At 69.9% G+C, this 18292-nt stretch carries 10 protein-coding genes and 1 pseudogene; 7 read left to right on the top strand and 4 right to left on the bottom strand.

Going from position 1 to position 18292, the window contains the following annotated elements; genetic code table 11:
- Positions 1-1326 precede the first annotated feature (1326 nt).
- The 3 genes from ACFV04_RS17585 to ACFV04_RS17595 are packed head-to-tail and all read left to right on the top strand — an operon-like array spanning position 1327 to position 4477.
- Complete coding sequence (locus ACFV04_RS17585) at positions 1327-2430, top strand: bifunctional DNA primase/polymerase (protein WP_380529922.1); 1104 nt, start codon at positions 1327-1329, stop codon at positions 2428-2430.
- Positions 2427-4076 (top strand): phage/plasmid primase, P4 family, encoded by a 1650-nt coding sequence (locus tag ACFV04_RS17590; protein WP_380529924.1) that lies wholly within the window; start codon positions 2427-2429, stop codon positions 4074-4076. Before ACFV04_RS17585 ends, ACFV04_RS17590 begins: the two co-directional genes overlap by 4 nt.
- Positions 4073-4477 carry a DUF6009 family protein gene (locus ACFV04_RS17595; RefSeq protein WP_360262464.1) on the top strand — a complete coding sequence of 135 codons (405 nt, stop codon included), beginning with the start codon at positions 4073-4075 and terminating at the stop codon, positions 4475-4477. The genes ACFV04_RS17590 and ACFV04_RS17595 overlap by 4 nt, the downstream gene beginning before the upstream one ends.
- A 103-nt stretch (positions 4478-4580) precedes the next feature.
- Here the strand turns inward: ACFV04_RS17595 and ACFV04_RS17600 are convergent, their stop codons facing one another.
- On the bottom strand, positions 4581-4877 hold the full coding sequence (locus ACFV04_RS17600) for a hypothetical protein (protein ID WP_380529926.1): 297 nt from the start codon (positions 4875-4877) through the stop codon (positions 4581-4583).
- A gap of 814 nt (positions 4878-5691) precedes the next feature.
- Here ACFV04_RS17600 and ACFV04_RS17605 point away from each other — a divergent pair.
- Positions 5692-6177: a hypothetical protein gene (locus tag ACFV04_RS17605; protein ID WP_380529928.1), complete on the top strand. Its 486-nt coding sequence runs from the start codon at positions 5692-5694 to the stop codon at positions 6175-6177.
- A 113-nt stretch (positions 6178-6290) separates the two neighbouring features.
- On the opposite strand, the gene ACFV04_RS17610 is transcribed toward ACFV04_RS17605, so the two are convergent.
- On the bottom strand, positions 6291-6830 hold the full coding sequence (locus ACFV04_RS17610; protein ID WP_380529930.1) for a hypothetical protein: 540 nt from the start codon (positions 6828-6830) through the stop codon (positions 6291-6293).
- A 1015-nt stretch (positions 6831-7845) separates the two neighbouring features.
- Between ACFV04_RS17610 and ACFV04_RS17615 the strand changes: the two are divergent.
- A pseudogene (locus ACFV04_RS17615) lies at positions 7846-8007 on the top strand (transposase family protein); the annotation flags it as partial.
- Positions 8008-8195: 188 nt separating this feature from the next.
- Positions 8196-8978, top strand: a complete 783-nt coding sequence (locus ACFV04_RS17620) for a transposase (protein ID WP_380529932.1) — start codon at positions 8196-8198, stop codon at positions 8976-8978.
- 736 nt (positions 8979-9714) lie between these two features.
- On the opposite strand, the gene ACFV04_RS17625 is transcribed toward ACFV04_RS17620, so the two are convergent.
- Positions 9715-10242, bottom strand: a complete 528-nt coding sequence (locus ACFV04_RS17625; RefSeq protein WP_380347362.1) for a GNAT family N-acetyltransferase — start codon at positions 10240-10242, stop codon at positions 9715-9717.
- Between the two features lie 2437 nt (positions 10243-12679).
- Here ACFV04_RS17625 and ACFV04_RS17630 point away from each other — a divergent pair.
- Positions 12680-13315: a DUF6939 family protein gene (locus ACFV04_RS17630; RefSeq protein ID WP_380529934.1), complete on the top strand. Its 636-nt coding sequence runs from the start codon at positions 12680-12682 to the stop codon at positions 13313-13315.
- A gap of 1276 nt (positions 13316-14591) precedes the next feature.
- On the opposite strand, the gene ACFV04_RS17635 is transcribed toward ACFV04_RS17630, so the two are convergent.
- The gene (locus ACFV04_RS17635; RefSeq protein WP_380529936.1) at positions 14592-18104 is read right to left on the bottom strand and encodes an NACHT domain-containing protein; all 3513 of its coding nucleotides are present in this window, start codon (positions 18102-18104) and stop codon (positions 14592-14594) included.
- Positions 18105-18292: the final 188 nt, after the last annotated feature.

The raw sequence follows: 18292 nt of genomic DNA on the forward strand, positions 1-18292 counted from the left end.
TTCCGACAGCTCCCCTCCCTGTCCGGGGATCACGGCCGTCACCGCGTCGCCCTCCTGTGCGGCCACCGGCCACCGAGCCCGGGAGCCGGGACAGCTCCCGGGTCCGATCACCCGTCGTCAGCACCACATCCAGCGCGACGCCCATCCGCAAGGTCCTTACCACCGAGGAAAGCACTGCCGTCGCCCCGGTCGGTCGGGGGAGGCGATCCGTGCCCGCAGGATCCGCGAACACAACGACCGGGGCCGCGAAAAGTCACGCCTGTCCCGGGAAGGGTTCGGTCGCTGCCTGGCGGTAGCGACCGGGGGTCAGCTACCGAAGGGCAGCGACCGAAGCGGAGGGGACCGGTCCCTCGCGTTCGGTCGCTGGGTTCTCTTCAGCGGCGGAAGGGTCTCGTCCCCGGTATTCAGGCCTGTCACCTGCGGTGGAGCCTGCCGACAGGGACGGACGCTCTCCGTCGTGGGCAGTGGCGAAGCAATCCTGGAGGAGAGTCGCTTCGGTCGCTGTCGGCGTCAGATCTCCTACGGGGGGACACTCCCGGCGGCCAGCGGATGGTTCGTCTCGGCACGGTGGCTCGGCCCTCACCCGGTTCTCCCTGGCACTCGCCCGGGCACCGCACGAGCCCAGGGAGCTACTGAAGCGACCGAAGCGACTCAAGGAAGGAACTCCTCGGTCCTGCTCGTGCACCGGTAGGGGCGGACGTCCCTCCTGCCGGGGGCACCACCCCGCACCGATCCGGCAGCTACCGAGCTACCCGAGCTACCGAAGCGACTCAAGCGACCGAAATCCGGACCTTCAGGCTGTCCTGACACGCGCGACACGCCGAGCGACCGGGCGAGAGAGACTCGGTCGCTACGGTCGCTGGGCTTCAGTCGCTGGACAAAATCCCAGGTCAGAGGCTGTATGCCCACCCCCGTAGCGACCGAAGCGACTCAAGGTTGGGTATATGAAGACATTCCCGTGTGCGTGTGCGCGTTATAGACCCGGGCTACAGTCGCTTCAGTCGCTGTTTGGTGGGAAAAACGGTTTTGACCTGCGGAAACGTCAGCGGACCGAAAACAGCGACCGAAGTGACTCGGTCGCTCCCCCAGGGTTGGGTCGCTCAGTTTCCCGGTGAGGGACGCCACTCCGGGTGCGTACGTGCTCGCTCGGATAGTCTGTGTGAGCTATCTTCTGGACTTCAGTCGCTTCAGTCGCTGATCCGGCGCTCACCAGTGCCCTGACCTGGCTTTTTGCCCTCAGCTACTGAACGAGCGACTCAAGCCGGATCAGCTACCGAGCGACTGAAGCAGCTGAAGCAGCTACTGAACCAAGGGGGAGGGACCAGCGTGACGGCGCCGCAGGCCGTGGGGAGCGACCGAACGGGCCGCCAGCCGGACGCGCTGGCTGTCGCTCGCTGGTGTGCCCACCAGGGTTGGCCGGTCCATCCCCTGGCTCCCGGGCGCAAGACACCGCCCGCGAACTGCCAGGCCTGTCAGGACTCCCCGCACTCCCCCGGTGAGTGCGCCTGTCCCGGCTTCGGTCGCTGGTGCCACGGCTTCCACGCCGCCACCCTCGACCAGGACGTCATCACCGCGTGGTGGCGGACCAACCCCGACTTCGGCACCGGCGTCGCCTGCGGGCCAGCAGGCCTGGTCGTCATCGACGTCGACAGTCACGCCGGCACCGTCCCCGCCAGGGACCGGATCCTGCCCGGCATCCCGATCCACGAACACGTCGACCTCGAAGGCCTGGAGGACGGCTACCATACGCTCGCCCTGCTCGCAGCGCTCCGTAGCTCCCCCGATCCTGCAGAGGACACCTCCACACTGCGCGTCCGTACCCCCTCCGGCGGCCTGCACATCTGGTACCGGGACGACGACCACCGCCGCTTCACCTGCTCCAGCGGCTCCTCCACCGGACGGGCGCTGGCCTGGCAGGTCGACGTCCGTGCCCACGGTGGTTACATCGTGGCCCCCGGCACCATCACGAGCGCGGGCACCTACACCGCGCTCCCCGGTGCCTGGGCACCCGCCCCGCTCCCCCGGTGGCTCGGCGAGGAACTGGTCCGCACCGGACACCTCAAGGACAAGCCGGAGTCCCAGCCGACCGTCCCGGCTCCCGTGCCGGACCGCGCCCGGCAGGCCGTCGTGGCCGCGGGTGGCGGCAAACGTGGAGCCGAACGGGTCCTGGAGACCGTCCTCCAGGACGTGACCGACTGCGCAACGACGCCGGAGGGCGCCGGCTTCACCGGCAAGCTCAACCGTGCCGCCTACACCGTCGGGGGCCTGGTCTCCGCCGGGCACCTGACCCACACCGCCGCCGAGCAGCTGCTCCTCGATGCCGCTCGCACTGCCCGTCCTGCCCAGGACCGGCACAGCTCCGCCGTCATCCGTTCCGGCCTCGCCGCCGGCGCCCGGCAGCCCCTGCACATCGGGAAGGCCCGCGGATGACCGACAGCACCCGCAAGAGGACGGTCTTCGACCCCGTGGCCGCAGCCCAGCAGATCCTGGAGTACCCGCCGGTTCCCGGTCCCGCGCAGGCCCCCTGGCACGGCGCCGCCGTCCAGGACAGCCTCCTGGACGAACCCGCCGAGGTCTCGCAGGCCCCTGCCCACCCCGCGCAACCCGCGCAGCCCTTCCCCACCGCGTCCACGCAGACCGCACCGGCGCCCAAAGCCGCCAAGGCCTCGGCCGGTCCGCAGGCCAGTTCCCACGGCCTGCTGCCCGACTCCCTCTCCGACCGGGGCAACGCCAAGCTCTTCGTCCACCTCTATGGGCGCGACTACCGCCACGTCCCCGGCATCGGCTGGTACCGCTGGTCCACCCACCGCTGGCAGCTCGACGAGGACGACACCGTGCTGTGGGCAGCGGGCGAGATGGCCGAGAGCGTGGCCACCCACGACCCGCGCGGTGTCTACACGAACACCGACCTGCGCCGGCACCGCCGCCGCGCCCTGTCCACCTCCGGCATGAACGCCATGCTCGCCCAGGCCAAGTCCGCCCCCGGCATGGTCCTCAACGCCGCCCTCCTCGACGCCGACGCCTACGCCCTCTGCACCCCCGGCGGAGTCGTGGACCTGCGCACCGGCGCCATCGTCCCGCCCGACCCGAAGGTCCACCACCACTCCCGCTCGACCACCCTCGCCCCCGCCCGGATGCCCACCCCGCGCTGGAACCGCTTCCTCACCGACACCTTCGGCGACGACAAGGAAGGCCGCCAGACCCGCGACTTCCTCCACCTGCTGCTCGGCTACTCCATCAGCGGTGACGTCGGCGCCCAGGTCATGCCCTTCCTCTACGGCCAGGGCAAGAACGGCAAGTCCGTCCTCCTCGACGTCATGATCCAGTTGCTCGGGGACTACGCCGACGCGGCCCCGCCCGGCTTCCTCATGGCCAAGACCTTCGACGGCCACCCCACCGACCTCGCCGAACTCCACGGCCGCCGCATCATCGTGTGCTCCGAGCTCAAGCCCGGCGACCGGTTCGACGAGGCCCGGGTCAAGCTGCTCACCGGCGGCGACAAGATCAAGGCCCGCCGGATGCGCCAGGACTTCTTCTCCTTCGAGCCCACCCACAAGCTCTGGCTGCTCGGCAACCACCGCCCCGAGGTCGGCACCGGCGGCTTCGCCTTCTGGCGCCGCATGCGCCTGATCCCGTTCGAACGGGTCGTCCCCGAGGAACGCAAGATCGACAACCTGGCCCACGTCCTCGTCGCCGAGGAGGGCCCCGGTATCCTCGCCTGGCTCATCGACGGCGCCCGCCGCTACTTCGCCGGGGAGAAGGACCTCGCCGGCCCCCAGCGCGTCCAGGTCGCCACCACCGCCTACGCGGAGACCGAGGACCACGTCGGCCGCTTCCTCAAGGAGGCATGCGTCACAGGCGAGGGCATGCGGGCCGAACAATCCCAGCTCTTCGGCGCCTACACCCGCTGGTGCGGCTTCGAAGGAGCCAATCCCGTATCCGGACGTGCCTTCGCCGCACGAGTTCGCGAGACACTGGGTATGACCTCTCCCAAGGAGATGGTCCTGTCCAACAGCCGCAAGTACTACCCGGGCATCGGCCTGATCACCGACGACACAGAGGAGCAGAACGCGTGAGCGCGCTGATCGACCCGGCCGAGCTCGCCCACGAAACCGACCTCGTCTGGCTGGAGGACACCGCCGAGCTGGACTACGTCCGCCAGTCACTGGACCGCCTCACCACCCGCCGCGGCCGCCCCGCCTACCACCGCGACGGCCGGATGGTCGGCTACGCGATCCTCGGCCCCGACGCCAAGTCCTCCCGTGCCTCCGGCACCTTCCGTCGGCGCGTCTTCTGGCTGCTCCCCCACGACCGGGACCAGGACCCGAACGGCCTGTACTCCACCGGCGCCCCCTCGGAGGCCGTCGACCCGCGCACCGTCGCCCCCGGGGTCAAGGGCTACAAGACCGAGCGCTCCGAGGGCGGCCCGGCCTCGCCGGCGATGCTGGAGCTGGGGATAACGCTTCCGAAGGCCTGAGGCCTTCGGCCTCAGGCCGAGGCCCTGCCCCGCGGGTCGTGGGGCAGGGGGCAGGGCACGAAGGGGCACCGGGCGACGAGGGTTCGCGGCTGTCCGCCGTTTCCTACCGCCTCTCTCTGTGCGGCTCCTCCGAGAGGGGGGCCTGCCCCGCCAAGAGGCTCTCCAGGAACTGGCCGTGTCGGGCGGGTGCGCTGCTGCGGGCCTCGAGCGCCCTGGGCTGCGTCCGCAGCACCTGGGTCTTCTCGGTCGGGTCGCTCTGCTGGGGCCGGTCGGGCCGACCGGCCCGGTCGGGCCGGGTGCCTCGGTTGGCCCGGGCGGCCCGGGCGGCCTGTTCGGAGACCATGACCCCGAGGACATCGGCGAGGTCGGTCATCGACTGACGCGGCTCGGCAGGGTCCACACGGACCGCCTCCGGGGTCCGAGCCCGGTCGTTCCCGGAGGCGCGGACATCGGTACCGGTCCGGGCAGTCCTCGTGGACTTCGTCGCTTCAGTCGCTCCAGTCGCTGCAGTCGGCGTCGTGGGCGCCGTTGTCAGTGCACTCCCGGTCGGCGCGACCGCGGCCTTCGCCGCCGCCCCGCGCTTCACCGTCGTCACCGCCTCCGACCTTGCAACCCGACCCCGCGCCGCCGTCGCGGGCTTCGCCGCGGAGCGCTCGGCTGCGGACTCCTCGCGCAGACGACTCACCTCCGCCTCAAGCGCCGCCACCCGTGCCCGCAGTTCGTCCAGCTCGCCCATCTTCTCCACTTGCCCAGACCCTCCCCGGCCGTCATCCACGGCCATTGACGTGCGGCTTCAGCCTAGCCGGGGGTCCTGGTCGCGCCCGAGGGCGTCCACCGGCTCGGCGACGCGCGCGACGAACCGCCGCATCAGTGAGAGCATCCTCGTGCTCGGTCGCGGCCCAGGAGGCGGGGGTCATGCGCGCCCCACGCGGCTCGAACACCCGTGCTTCGACCGAGTTGACGCGCGGTGCTCGGGTAGACGTCACCCTCCTCCTCCCAGACCTTCGATGCCCTGCCGGCATGCCGCCGGAGCGGCGCGAAGGTGCTGCCCCTGGCCCGCTCTGACGCCGTCTCCGATGAGCACCCTGACGCACTTCTGACGGAGTGAGGATCCCGACGCACAGGCGTTCACCGCTCCCGAACTCGTCCGGACGGATATCGCCCCACGGCCTCGACTGCCTCGAAGTGTCCGACCCCGCCCCTACGATCCCCCGGTGACCGATGACGAGATCGTCGAAGCCTGCCGGAGGATCGCCCGGGACCGACAGGCGCCCCCACCCGCTCCGTACGGTGCCGTCGTCCGGGCGGAACGTGTCATCGAATTCGTCTTCCCCACGCTTCTGCGCCGGCTGTACACCGAGGTGTCCAACGGCGGATTCGGCCCCCCGGACGGCGTCCTGCCGGTCGATGTGGGGCAGTGGCACGAGCACCTCGCCGAGTCCTACGAGCACGGGCCGGACCCCACCGGCGGAGTGCCCGCCGGAGTGGTGCCGCTCTACGACTGGGGCTGCACGAGGTGGTCGATGATCGACTTCCGCGACCCGGACGGCGCGATGTGGGCCTGTGCCGAGGGCGTCTGTCGTCCACAGGACATCGGCCTCAGCCAGTGGCTGGTGGCCGGAATGAACGGAGAGCTGAGCTTCGTCTGGCCGGACGACGAACCGATGGAGCGCGAGGACTCCGGGCCGACATGTCGGTGAGCACGGCGGCTGGGGCGGTCGGGAGAACCGGCCCGAACCCGGCAGTGAGGGGCGCGCTGTGCAGCGGTGCTGCTTCGGACCCCCTGGCTTGGTCCGAGGTGGGGAGCCGCCCGTCAGACCAGCAGTCGTGCCCAGTCCGCCAGAGCTGCGAAGTCGTCCGCCGTCAGTCCGATCGTCGGGTCGATGTGGCGGACGAGCGCCGGAGCGGGGTGGTGGGCCTGGACCCAGGTGCGGTCCGCGTCAGTGATGTTGTCGTCGACCCAGGCGAACGGGCGGCCTTGAGCCCAGGACACGATCTTCGATGTCTTCCAGAACACGCCGTCATCGGGCTGGGGACGCGGATCCGGCCAGGTGATGACCGGCAGCGTGGGCAGTCCCAAGAGGGGCGCAAGGAAGTCATTGGCCTCTTCCTCCCAGGTCGTCGCCCACACCAGGTCGAACGGCAGGGCAGTGAGCGCCGGTCCGTGAGCCGGGTTCAGCCAGACCCGCAGTGGCTTCGGCGCCTTGTTGGGAAGACCCCAGGCCCGGAGCCTACGGCGCTCGGCCGCTTCCCACTGGGGCGTCATCAGCCGGTGCGTCTCGTAGCCCTCGGGCCGCCGGTACGGTTTCGCCGCGTTTGGATTCAGTGGCCCGTCGACGTCTATCAGCAGCATGGGCCGCATCAGCTCACCCCCGGAGATCGTCTCCGTACGGTACCGGTCGATCTCTGGCAGACCGACGGGATTTCCCCGCCGTGTTCATCCGGGGACGGTCACCACGGCTCTCCCCCACCCCCGCCGGCTGTCGGAAGTGGTGCGAGGATCCGGGAGTCCGGGAATCCGGTCTGACGATTTTCCGCAGAAAATTCTGATCCCCGCGAGACCCCGAGCTGGCCATCGGGCGGTGCCCCATGGCGGTAGGGGATCACTCGGCTCCCGGCTCGGGTGTGCAGTCAGGCGTGCGGAGCTGCCCGGAGGTCACGGCGGCAGAAGCATCACGATCGCAATGGAACGGCGCCCGTACGTTGGCCTCGGGGAACGGCCCGCCAACGCCTGGAGCACCGGCCCTCCTGGCGACGCGCGATGGTGGTCCCTGTCTGCGGCGGTGGGGTTGTTCGTCGCTGTGGCGGTCGGGCAGTGGGGTGGAGAACGGGGTCCTGCAGGGCGCCGGCCGCTTGCCGCTCGAAGGCTTTCGACCGTTGGACAGCGGCAGCGGCATGGGTGAAGGCCTTACCGTGGCCCTCGTTTCACTCGTTGCCGACACGTCGGGCCCGGTCTTGCTTTCCCCGCCGGTCTCGCTGGCCAGGCTGATTGTGTCTGCCCCTGCCGGGTGGGTGCGGGATTTTCTGCGGAAAATTGGCTGGGGGTTGCTGGGGTGGTGGGACGGGCTGTTGTGATCCGGACGGGATGTTGGTGGGCTGGATTCTGGGCGGTCTCCCCCACAACTGGCCCCGTCCGTCGGTGACGCTTCGTAGGGTCGGTCCCGGCTGGGCTCGGATTTTCCGCAGAAAATTTCGGGTGTCGGCGGTCGCTGAACCTTGGTTCTGGATCACTTCTTCCGTGCCAGGGCCACGGAGGGGCACCGGAGCCGCGGTCATGAACGGTCGTGGCTGACGATCTCCTCCAAAACCTCTGGGTCCACCAGACCGCCGACGTCGCGGTCAACACCTGGACCATCCACGCTGACCGTGTGACCGTCCACGCCGCCACGGCCGGGGACGAGGCGGGCTGTCCGTCGTGTGGGACCGTCTCGACCCGGGTGCACAGCAGCTACGTTCGACGGTTGGACGACAGCGCGGCGGGCCGGCGTCGGGTGGCGGTCGAGTTACGGGTCCGCCGGTTCCGCTGCCGTGAACGAGCCTGCCCCCGGGCCACGCTCGTCGAGCAGGCGCCGGGACTGACCTTCCGGACGCGATCCACGTCGCCGACCGGTTCCACCTGTGGCAGAACCTCGCCGACGCGGTGGAGAAGACCGTGCTCCAGCACCGTGCCTTGCTACCCGAACCGGCCCCTCCAGCAGGTCCGGCTCCGGCTGCCGCGTTGCCGTCCGTCAGCTCCGAGCGCCGCCGGACCGGCCGGCTGTCCGACCGGGTCCGCGAACAGCACGCCGCCGTCCACGCGCTCATGGACGACGGGTTCGGCCTGCGCGCCATCGGCCGACGACCGGGCCTGGCCCGCGACACAGTCCGCCGACCGGTCGGCACGCAGGACCCGGACGAGCTGCTGGTCGGCCGCTGGACCGGACGCACCAGCATCCTCGACCCCTACAAGCCATACATCCACCAGAGGTTCGCCGAGGGCCACACCATCGCGCGGCGCCTCTTCGAGGAGATCCGGCAGCGCGGATTCCCCGGTCGGGAGCAGATCGTGGCTGTCTACGTGCGTCGGTTGCGGGAGACATTCCCCCGCCAGGACCCGCCCCGTCGCAAGCCCTCCGTCCGGGACGTGACCAGCTGGATCACCCGCCACTCCGACCGCCTGCGCGACGAAGACGCCCGGCAGCTCAAGGAGGTCCTCGCCCGCGTCCCGGTGCTGGCCACCGCTGCCGAGCACCTCAGGACCTTCGCCGAGCCGATGAACGACCGCCGCGGACGAGAGCTCAAGGACTGGATCACGCGCGTCCAGCAGGACCAGGTCCCGGCCCTTCGAAGCTTCGCCACCGGTCTCCTTCAGGACCTCGATGCGGTCGTCGCCGGTCTGACCCTGAGCTACAGCTCCGGCGCGGTCGAGGGCCACAACAACAAGATCAAAATGATCAAGCGCCAGATGTTCGGCCGCGCCGGCTTCGACCTCCTGCGCAAGCGCGTCCTCCTTGCGGCATGAGGTCGCCGGTCGTGGCGGCGTGGACGGTCACGCGGTCGGCGTGGATGGTCCGGGCGTTGACCGCGATGTCGGCGGTCTGGTGGACCCGGAGGTCTTGGAGGAGTTCGTCAGCCACGACCGTTCATGATCGCGGCTCCGGTGCCCCTCCGTGGCCCTGACACGGAAATCGATCCCGAACCACGATTCAAAGAACGCGGACTCTGGGCGGTCTCCCCCACAACTGGCCCCGTCCGTCGGTGAAGCTTTGTAGGGTCGCTCTCGGCTGGACTCGGATTTTCCGCAGAAAATTTCGGGGCTCGGAGCGCTGTGGAGAGGCCAGTGGTGTGGCTCTTCCATGGCGAGTTGGCGCGACGCCAACTGCCGACGTTGGGCGATGGCGTTCGGCAGGACTGGGATTTTCTGCGGAAAATCGGAGCCGGGCTAGCCGAGGCTTGCTGAGTTGGCAGGTCGCCTCGGTGTGATGCCGGAGGCGTTTCTGTCGCCCTGGATGCTGTCCGGTCTCCTTCGCCGCGGGTTCCGTCGGGCCGCAACTTGTTTCGTGGAGTCGGTCGTGGATGGGCTCCGGATTTTCTGCAGAAAATTTCCGGCCGGATCGCAGTACGTCTCGGCGGATCCGGGTCGGGTTTGAGAGGTCTGTGCGCTGCGTCGGGGTCCGCTCGACGTTCCAGTGGTTGGCCCGGGCATCGAGGCCGCCGGTTGGATCGAGGAGTGAGGGCTTCCTCATGACCGCTGGCCGTCACTCGACGGCGGCGCGCAGGTCCCGGGTGTACCAGTCGAACCGTGTGCCGTCCCTGCTGTGCGTCTGCCGGCCAGGGATGAATCCTGCCCGCTGAGCCACTGCGGCAGATGCGGGGTTCTCCGGTTCCACCTGGATCACCGCTTCCGTCCCGCTCTCGCTGGCTGCGTACCAGGAGGCCAGGAGGACCGCGCGGGTTGCCAGGCCGCGTCCCCTCCAAGACGGGTAGAGGCCGTACGCGATATTCACCTGACCGGGACGTAGACCTTCCCCGGTGAACCGCAAGTCGATCGTCCCCGCGAGTACCTCGGGGGTGTCGACCCGGATGCCGAACGCACGGAGTGGACCGGCGGCCTCCCACTGTTCCCGGCAGTGTTGGAAGTACGCTTCAACACCCTCCCGGGTGCCGGGGCCGCCGTTGAGCCAGCGCACGAGTAGCTCATCCTCGCCCGCAAGGTGCGCCTCGACATCGTCCAGGCGCAGTGGGGACAGAGTGACGATTCCATCGGACAGCCTCACTTCATGCATCTGCCGATTCTTGAGGTCAGAGCTGTGTCGCACCATCGGGTTTCCGTGGGGCGAGGTCATGTGGGCCGCCCGCTACAGGACATTGATCTCGGCGTGGGTCGATGGTTGGCCCAGCCCCTTCCCCCGCCCTCTCAAGATCAATGACGGGACAGCCCTTGGCCTGTTCGGCACGTTGTGCGTGGTGGAGATGGCGAGCTCCGGTCGTTTGATCCTGCCGGGCCGGATGTGCCTGGCCATGTCGGTGGGGCTCGGATTTTCTGCGGAAAATCGGGTGAGGGGTGGTTGGGGTTTTCTGGGACGGGTCGGAGTGACGCCGGGGTGAGCTGTTGGTGGGCTGGGTCTGGCCGGTGCCCTTCGGTTGCGGCTCGGTCTGCCGGCAACGGTTCGTGAGGCCTGGCTCGGCAGGGCTTGGATTTTCTGCGGAAAATCGAAGCCGGGCTAACCGAGGCTTGCTGAGTTGGCAGGTCGCCTCGGTGTGATGCCGGAGGCGTTTCTGTCGCCCCGGATGCTGTCCGCTCTTCTCCACCGCGGGTTCCGTCGGGCCGCAACTTGTTTCGTGGAGTCGGTCGTGGATGGGCTCCGGATTTTCTGCAGAAAATTTCCGCGCCGAGCGCAGTACGTCTCGGCGGATCCGGATCGGGTCACAGAGGTCTGTGCGCTGCGTCGGGGTCCGCTCGACGTTCCAGTGGTTGGCCCGGGAACCGAGGTCGTCGGTTGGATTGAGGAGCAGTTCGTCCGGCACGTCGAGCGTGGTGGAGACGGCCGGCTTCTGATCGGCCAGGCACTCGGAGATGGACTCCGGTCGGTAGCCGGGAACTGAGGAGCCCGGTCGGTAGCCGGGAACTGAGAACCCGCACTCGACCCGGCGTCCTGTATCCACTCCCCCGGCGCCTCTGCAGCTCCGCCGGCATTGACATCGGGAGGGCATCCGATGTGCCGCCTCCGGGGGCTGGCCGTCGTTGGCCAGGTGCTGATGGCGGACCGGGAGCCATGTGCCGATGCGTGCCGCCGTTGGCGTATGGGGGTCGTCGGGTGCAGCGGCTGAGGTTCAGCATGGGCGGAGGGAGGGCGCGCTTGGGGCGAGGGGCGGAGGACTGGTACTCACGGGACGGGATGGGGTGGATCAGTGAGGCCAGGACGGGGGAGTGCTTTGGGCGAGTGGCCGGTGGTGCCGGGGTAGGCAGCGGGGCGTGCATCCGGGGGCAGTCCGATTCACCGGCGAGTACCGCACGATCGGAGGTGGCGGGGGAGTAGCTTCGGCGCCGAGGGCCTCGCATTCTCCTGTTGCGGGTCTCCTGTCCGTCGAGCCAGCCGGAGCTACAGGAGCTGCGGGGCGGGATCCGGATCACCGGTGAGAACGGGCGGCGGCGACCGTGGCGCCGGTGGCCTTGGTGTGGGGGAGGAGACGGTGGGCGGGTGACGGCTCGGGGTCGGGGCCGGAGGCGTTGAGTAGTCACTGTGAGGTGGCGCCGATCAAGGTGCTGAGGCGGCTTCAGGGGTGTCCTCAAGCAGCGGGGCGGCGGTGAGCCGAACGGCGGTTTCGGAGGAGTGCCGCGCCCAGTGCAGATCACGCCCTGGTGATCACCTCGGGCGACCCCGCCACGGGCCACCCCCGTGAGCGCGTCCGCGTCCTCGACGCCAACGACGCCCTCGACGTCCTTGGCACCCAGGACCGGGAACCCTGCGCACTCGTCGGTCGCTCCGAACCCGGGGTGATCATCGGAGAGGGCGTTGATCCCCCGGGTCGTCGCCCGCCTCGGCGAAGACGGCGGCCACGTTCGCTGAGTAGGGCGCCCTGTTCGTTTCGGCAGAGCCGGTGCGGCGGCAACGCGGACCGCCGGCCCCGGCCCCGGCCCCGGCCCCGGCCCCGGCCCCGGCGCCGGGCCAGGGGCTGGAGCAGGGGGGTGCCGAGCGAAGGCGGCGGTGGGCGACGGCCGCCGTGGTCGGGGAGGGCCGGGATCATCAGAGCCTGCGCGGACTGTGGCGGCAGGGGCGGATTCGTTGCGGGGCGGATTGGTTCGTTGAGCACCGTGAGGACGGTCTCACCGGTGGTTCGGCGAGCGGCGCGCAGCATGTGCCGGCGCACCCTCTGGGTCGTCGTCGTGCGGTAGGTCCACCTGTCATCCGCTCTTTGGCGCCAGGTGGTCATCCAGTCCCATCAGGCTGCCGAGCAATTTTCCGCGGAAAATTCGGCGGACTTCAGCGGCCGACCCTTGGCTGACCGTCGGCCGACCGTCGGCCGAGACACGGCGCAGTCCGGCGGCAATCCTGGGCTGTGATGAGCTGCGGCTCTGCCCACTCAGGTGGCGATCGGTGGGCGCGAAATTTTCTGCGGAAAATTCTTGAGCGCGGGCCTGATCGAGCAGACACGTGGAGCGGCAGGAGCGCGCCCGGTTCGGTGAGCAGGGCGGAATGTCAGTGCCATCGGGGATGCTCGGTGGCTGATGTCATCGAACCAGGGGGCCCACAGATGTCGATCCGTCTTGCCAGTCGTCGCCGTGCGATGGAGTCATTGACCGCAGCGTTCCCAGGCGCGGAGATCATCGACGTGACCTCCAAGGCGCCGGATCCGTGGGTGCGGCTGAGCCCGTTCTATCCCCATGGCGGCATCCCGGTTCCCTTCAGCGACGGTGTGACGAGTCAGTCCGTGGAAGGTATCTGGCAGGCACTCAAGGTTTTCCAGGACGCAGACGTCGACCCCGCCAAGCTCGGGGTCACCACGATGAAAGGACTGAAGCGGACGGTTCGTCGATTCGGTCCCGTCCAGGGCCACCGAACCGGTCTGAACGGCGACCGGCTGCTGTCCTACGAATCGGCTCGGCGCCGGATCTACCTGCCGGCCTACCGCTGGATCCTTGAGCACCGAGTGGCCGACCTGGTCGAGCAGATCAGGACCAAGGGCGATGTCGTACTCCTCGACTACACCATCAACGGGGATGTCACCGACCCGGCCAGCCCCCTCTCCCACGCGGCGCTCATCCAGCTCCACGTGGAGGGGCGCTGGCCCGATGAGGACGATGAGGACAACGCCGGGTTTCTTCCGGAGGGACCAGCGGTCGAATGTCGTGAGTGATCCGGGCGTAGGGCCACCGGTTGGGTGGTGCTGCCGGGTGGCCCATAGCCGGCACCAGGGCAGGCAGAGCGATGCCTTTGAGGAGCAGGCGCCGTGCCGTGGCGGAGGCGGCTGAGGCTCACCAATTTTCTGCGGAAAATTTCTGGAGGGCATCGGGCCTCGGGCATCGGGCCTCGGGTATCGAGCCTCGGGTATCGAGGCCGGGCGTCGGGGGAGTGAGGCCGGGCTGGTGCCCTTCGGCTGAAGCACTCCGGCGCCCTGTTGGGCCGGCTCTCGGCAGACGGTGGGGGAGTGGTCCGCAAACGGTTGTGACGACCTTGAGCTCCCCCGGTTTCTCACCCGAGGGGAGCCTCCCCCCGACAGTGTCGGATTGACCTCGACGGGAGTGGATTCGCCACCTCGACTGCATAGAGGGCTACCAGCGCCACCCCGGAATCTGGAAGATCCCTCTGGTGACCGTCACCGTTTGGCGCCCTTCCCCGAGGTCACCGCGTCGGCCGATCTGATCCTCAACCCGTTGAGGTCACTGCCGACCGAAGAGACTCGCCCCGGCCACGACGACTGCGTTGGGAGTCCGGACGTTTCGCCCGGATCCGCTCCACCCCCTCCGGCGCTCATGACCCGCTCGCTTCGTCAGCACCCTCTGGCCATCTCCGCAGAACGCGGCTTCAGCGACCGCTCCCCGAGCGACGACGGCTGACGGCTGATGGCTGACGGCTCATGGCGGACCTGAGCCTCTGCCACGTGATGTCGACGGGCGGAGTCGGTTGGTCCGCTGTTCGTGCTGGGCCGGGACACGGGCAGATCGGGTCAGGACGTGAATCGGACGGAGGTTCGGGTGACTCGTGTTCCTGGGTCGAGCTCCGAAGAGCGTCAGCGCCCTCGACGGGTGGGATTGGCCGACCGAGTAGGCGGAGAGGACAGGATTTCGCCGTTTGGCGCCTTCGCGCTCGGAAGCTTGAACACAAAAAACCCAGTAGACGGCATATAAACAAGTTGGCCATCAGTCACCAGCCGCCCTCGGCCGAGGCGGTCAGACTCGCCGCCACGCACCCGAGCGCCAAGATCGGCCGTGTCGAGACCAAGGGCACCCTCGTCGCTGTCGCTGTCGCTGTCGCTGTCGCTGTCGCTGTCGCCGTCGCCGTCCCCGACTCGCGCACCCCGCGCAGCTTCGCCGACGCCCCCGCCGGCGGAGGCGACCCGGGCCCTCGATCCGTCCGGGCCCTCGATCCTCCGTCCGGGCCTCGATGCCGGACCGTCCCACAGGTGCCGCCGGTTAGGCCGAGGCGGCCAGCCAGGCCTGGAGCTGCCGCAGGACGGCGGCTTCCGCCGGGTCGGGGCGTGCGGCCAGGGCCTCGCGCAGCGTTCGGTCGGCTTCGCCGTGCGCTTCCGAGGCGATCAGGCTCTGGAGCGCCTGCCACCGGGTCGAGACGGCGGCACCCGCTGTGCCGCAGATGCGGCACCACAGCGGGACGGCTTCCTCGCGCAGGCCCTCGGCGGCCAGGAGCGAGGCGAGTTCGGCGACCTGGTCGATCGTGGCGAGGGCTGCCGAAGCCCGGTCGAGGATCGTGCGCACGGCCCCGCTGCCGGCCACGGCCACCCAGGACCGGACCACGGCCCGGAGCTCCGGCCTGGTCAGTCCGGGGTCGTCGAGCAGTCGGCGGCCCAGGTCCATGACGGCCGCGTCCTGGCCGTGTTCGACCAGGACGGGCAGGAGGCCGGCGCACAGGGCCGTGCCTCCATAGGGGCGGTGGTCCAGGGCGTCGAGGATCTCCTCGCAGGCCGACGCTCCGCCGCGCTGCAGCAGGATGCGGGCGGCAGTCACGAACGCCGGGTTGCTGCTGCCGGGCTGGTGGATCAGGCGGTGTGCGAACGGCATGGTGGCCGTAGGGGCCGCGCCGGCGTCGATCAGCAGACGCAGGGCGGACGCGTGGTCCTCGGGCGTCGCGTCGAGCTTCTCCAGCCACTGCAGCATCTCGTCGGCCGAGTCCGGGCCGAGGGCCCTGGCGAGGACCATGAATTCGAGTTGGAGGCTGTACCTCGACCGTGGTGAGGCGTCGAGGCTCATCCGGACCAGTTCGAGTGCCTGGTCGGTGAATCCTTCGAGCAGCAGGGTGTGGGCGATGCTCGGGCGCTCGTCCGCGTTCCAGGGAGAGTGTCCCCGCATGGACCTGACGATGAGGTCGGCTCCGGCCGTACTCTCCGCGTCGACCCACGCCGTCACGACATCGCCGATGTCATCGCTGCTGATCGACTCGTTGAGGAGGCGCTGCGTGAGCGGAGCCGCCTCGGCGGTGCGGCCGAAGCGGAGCAGCGTGAGGATCAGGCCCCTGGTGGTCCAGATCAGGGGGTCCTTCCGGGTGCCGATGACCCGGGCGACCTCCTCGGCGGCCCGCAACCCCTCGACGGCGAACCAGAGTTCTCCTGCCCGTTCCAAGCGCTGGTCGTTGTGCTCCGGGCCGGCGAGGACGGACCGGGCGAGTTCCGCGACGCCCTCGGTGACACCCTCCTCCACGAGCAGTTCCCCGGCCGTCAGCCGGTCCCAGGTGGAGGCACGGGGATCGGTGAGCAGTCGCCGCAGCACCTCGGCCCGGAACGGAGTGCCCGAGGGGTCCAGTGCGGCCAGGTGCCGGCAGCACAGGACCACGGTCCCCGGCTCCTCCGTCGATGCCATGCCTTCGAGGACGACGACCCCTTCCCGCAGGGAGGCGACGTTGGCGAGCGCGGCGGCTGCCCCGGTGCGCAGGGCCGCCGGGACACCGGCCTGGCCGGCGATCGCCCGCAGGCGGGCGGCGAGCCGACGGTTCCCGCGCAGCTGGGACAACTCGGCGAGGACCTCGGAGTCGGGCGCGGAGAACCGGGGGTTCCCGTCGTCGGCGAAGTCCAGGAGGCGGTCGATCACCGAACGCTCCAGTGCTTCCCCCAGTGGAACCCCCGCGGTGACCAGGCGCAGCGCCAGGATCCGGTGCGGCAGCTCGCCGGCCAGCAGGTGCCGGACGATCACGGCGACGTCGTTGCCGGGTCGACGGGCCCAGAGGGCGGCGGTGAACAGCATGCGGTTGCGCGCGCCGGCGCTCGTCGCGGCAGCGGACCAGCTGCCGAGGTCGGGGAAGTCGGACGGGATCGCGGCGGCCTCGTCCCGGGCGGCCAGGAACTCGGCGAACGACTGGTGGAGGAAGGACAGTTCGGTGCCGTCGAAGGACAGCACCCCGCTCTGCGCCAGGAACTGCCCGAGTTCGCCGTCCGACTCCTCAGGCCAGTGCGTCCCGGCCGGGAGGTGGGACGCCAGCCACTGCCGGGCACTGCGGAGGAGGGACGGCGACGGCGATCCGTCGAGGCGGGCCCATGCCAGGTGGGTCACCAGCAGGTCCCGGTTGTCCAGCAGCCAGGACGCCATGTGGCCCCGGTCCCGTTGCTCCCAGCGCCGGACGAACCGTTTCCTGACCTCGGTGTTCCCCTCGCGCGCGGTCCTGAGCTGCTCCAGGAACGCCTCGTACAGGGCGATCCGGCCGCGGGGCAGCGGAGCGTGGGGGTTGCGGCTGCGGTAGGCGGCGGCGATGGTCGCCAGCAGCGGCACCCGGAGCACCTCGTGCAGGCCCGCCTGGTCGACCTCGTCCAGGAACCTGCGGGCGTGCGTGACGGCGTCGTCCATGCCCTGGGCGCGGAACCAGCGTTCCGCGAAGGCGAGTTGTTGGTCGGCGTCGAAGCCCTTGAGGGTGTAGAAGCCGACGCCCGGCAGCTCCCCGAAGGGTTCGAGTTCGCCCTGGGGGAGGGGCCGCGAGGTGATCACGAACCGGAAGTGCCCGCCGGGCGTCATCTGCTCGGCGAGCGTCCTCAGGACGTTGTGCCGGACGATCGGTGAGGAGACCTCGTCCAGGCCGTCGACGACGACGAGCCACCGGACGCCGTGCGCGCGGTCGGCGAACCGGTCGTGGTGCACCGGATCGGCGTGGGTGCCGCTCCGGTTGACCGCCTCGCTCAACTGCCGGTACCAGGCCTGCGGCAGGTGGAGACCCGCCGAGGTGATGCGGACGGCGACCACGGCGCTCGGGTACCACGGCACCGTGTCGTCCTCCCGCAGCCAGTACCTGGCCACCTGCCGCACGAGGTGCTGGCCGAGGGTGGTCTTGCCGGTGCCGGGGCCGCCGGTGATGAAGAGGTGGCCGTGGGCCGACAGGGCTTCGGCCAGGGTGGACGCCGGCCGGGACGGCCGCTGTGGTCCCGCCCGGTACGGCCGCTGTGTCTCGTCCCGGTACGGCCCGTGAGGTTCCTCCCGGTCCCCGTTCTGCGCGAGCGGTTGGACGTCCTGCTCCACGTAGATGTCGGACAGCGGCGGTTTGACGACACCGAGCACGTCGTACGGGAACTGCTCGGCCGCGGCGGCCTGACTGCGCAACAGGCCGTCCAGCCACGGATCGGGCAGCGGAACGTCGGTCCAGTCGACGTCCGGGACGCCTGCGGCCCGCGTCCTGTCGCGCAGGGCGAGTTCCCGCCGCTCCAGCTGCCGCCTGGCGCGCTTCCACACGGCGGTGACGGCCTCCGGGGGCTGCCCGAGGGCCGTCGCGAGCTGCCGGGTGGTCGGCAGGCTGCACAGACGGCGGGCGTTGAGGATGTCGTAGACGCTGTCCTTGGGAGGAAGCGCGGGGGCACCGGGCGGGCGCGGGGCGATCCGGAAGGCGTTGACGCTGACGTGCCCGGCGGCCCGGAGCTTGGCGTGGAACCACTCGGCGAGGTCGGACAGTTCCGGCAGCGGCTGCTGATCGGTCTTCCTCGGCCGTCCGTTGGGCATGGGCTCGCTTTCCTCGGGGCTTCGGGGCTTCGGGGCTCTGGGCTCGGGGCTCGGGGCCCTGGCCCGGGGCTTTATGGCGCTGGCTCTTCGGGGGTTCCGGGGTTCCAGAGGTCCCGGTGCTCCCGGGTTTCCGCAGAGTTTCCTCACGCTAGAGGGAAATCCCGTACCGGGTGGAGGGTTTGTCGCAT

Origin of the sequence: Kitasatospora sp. NPDC059599, assembly GCF_042735125.1 — a bacterium.
Classification (GTDB): Bacteria; Actinomycetota; Actinomycetes; order Streptomycetales; family Streptomycetaceae; genus Kitasatospora.

Bases quoted from the DNA above. Each gene is read 5' to 3' on its own strand.
- ACFV04_RS17590 (WP_380529924.1), top strand. From the start codon at position 2,427: ATGACCGACAGCACCCGCAAGAGGACGGTCTTCGACCCCGTGGCCGCA.
- ACFV04_RS17610 (WP_380529930.1), bottom strand. From the start codon at position 6,830: ATGCTGCTGATAGACGTCGACGGGCCACTGAATCCAAACGCGGCGAAA.
- ACFV04_RS17625 (WP_380347362.1), bottom strand. From the start codon at position 10,242: ATGCATGAAGTGAGGCTGTCCGATGGAATCGTCACTCTGTCCCCACTG.
- ACFV04_RS17635 (WP_380529936.1), bottom strand. From the start codon at position 18,104: ATGCCCAACGGACGGCCGAGGAAGACCGATCAGCAGCCGCTGCCGGAA.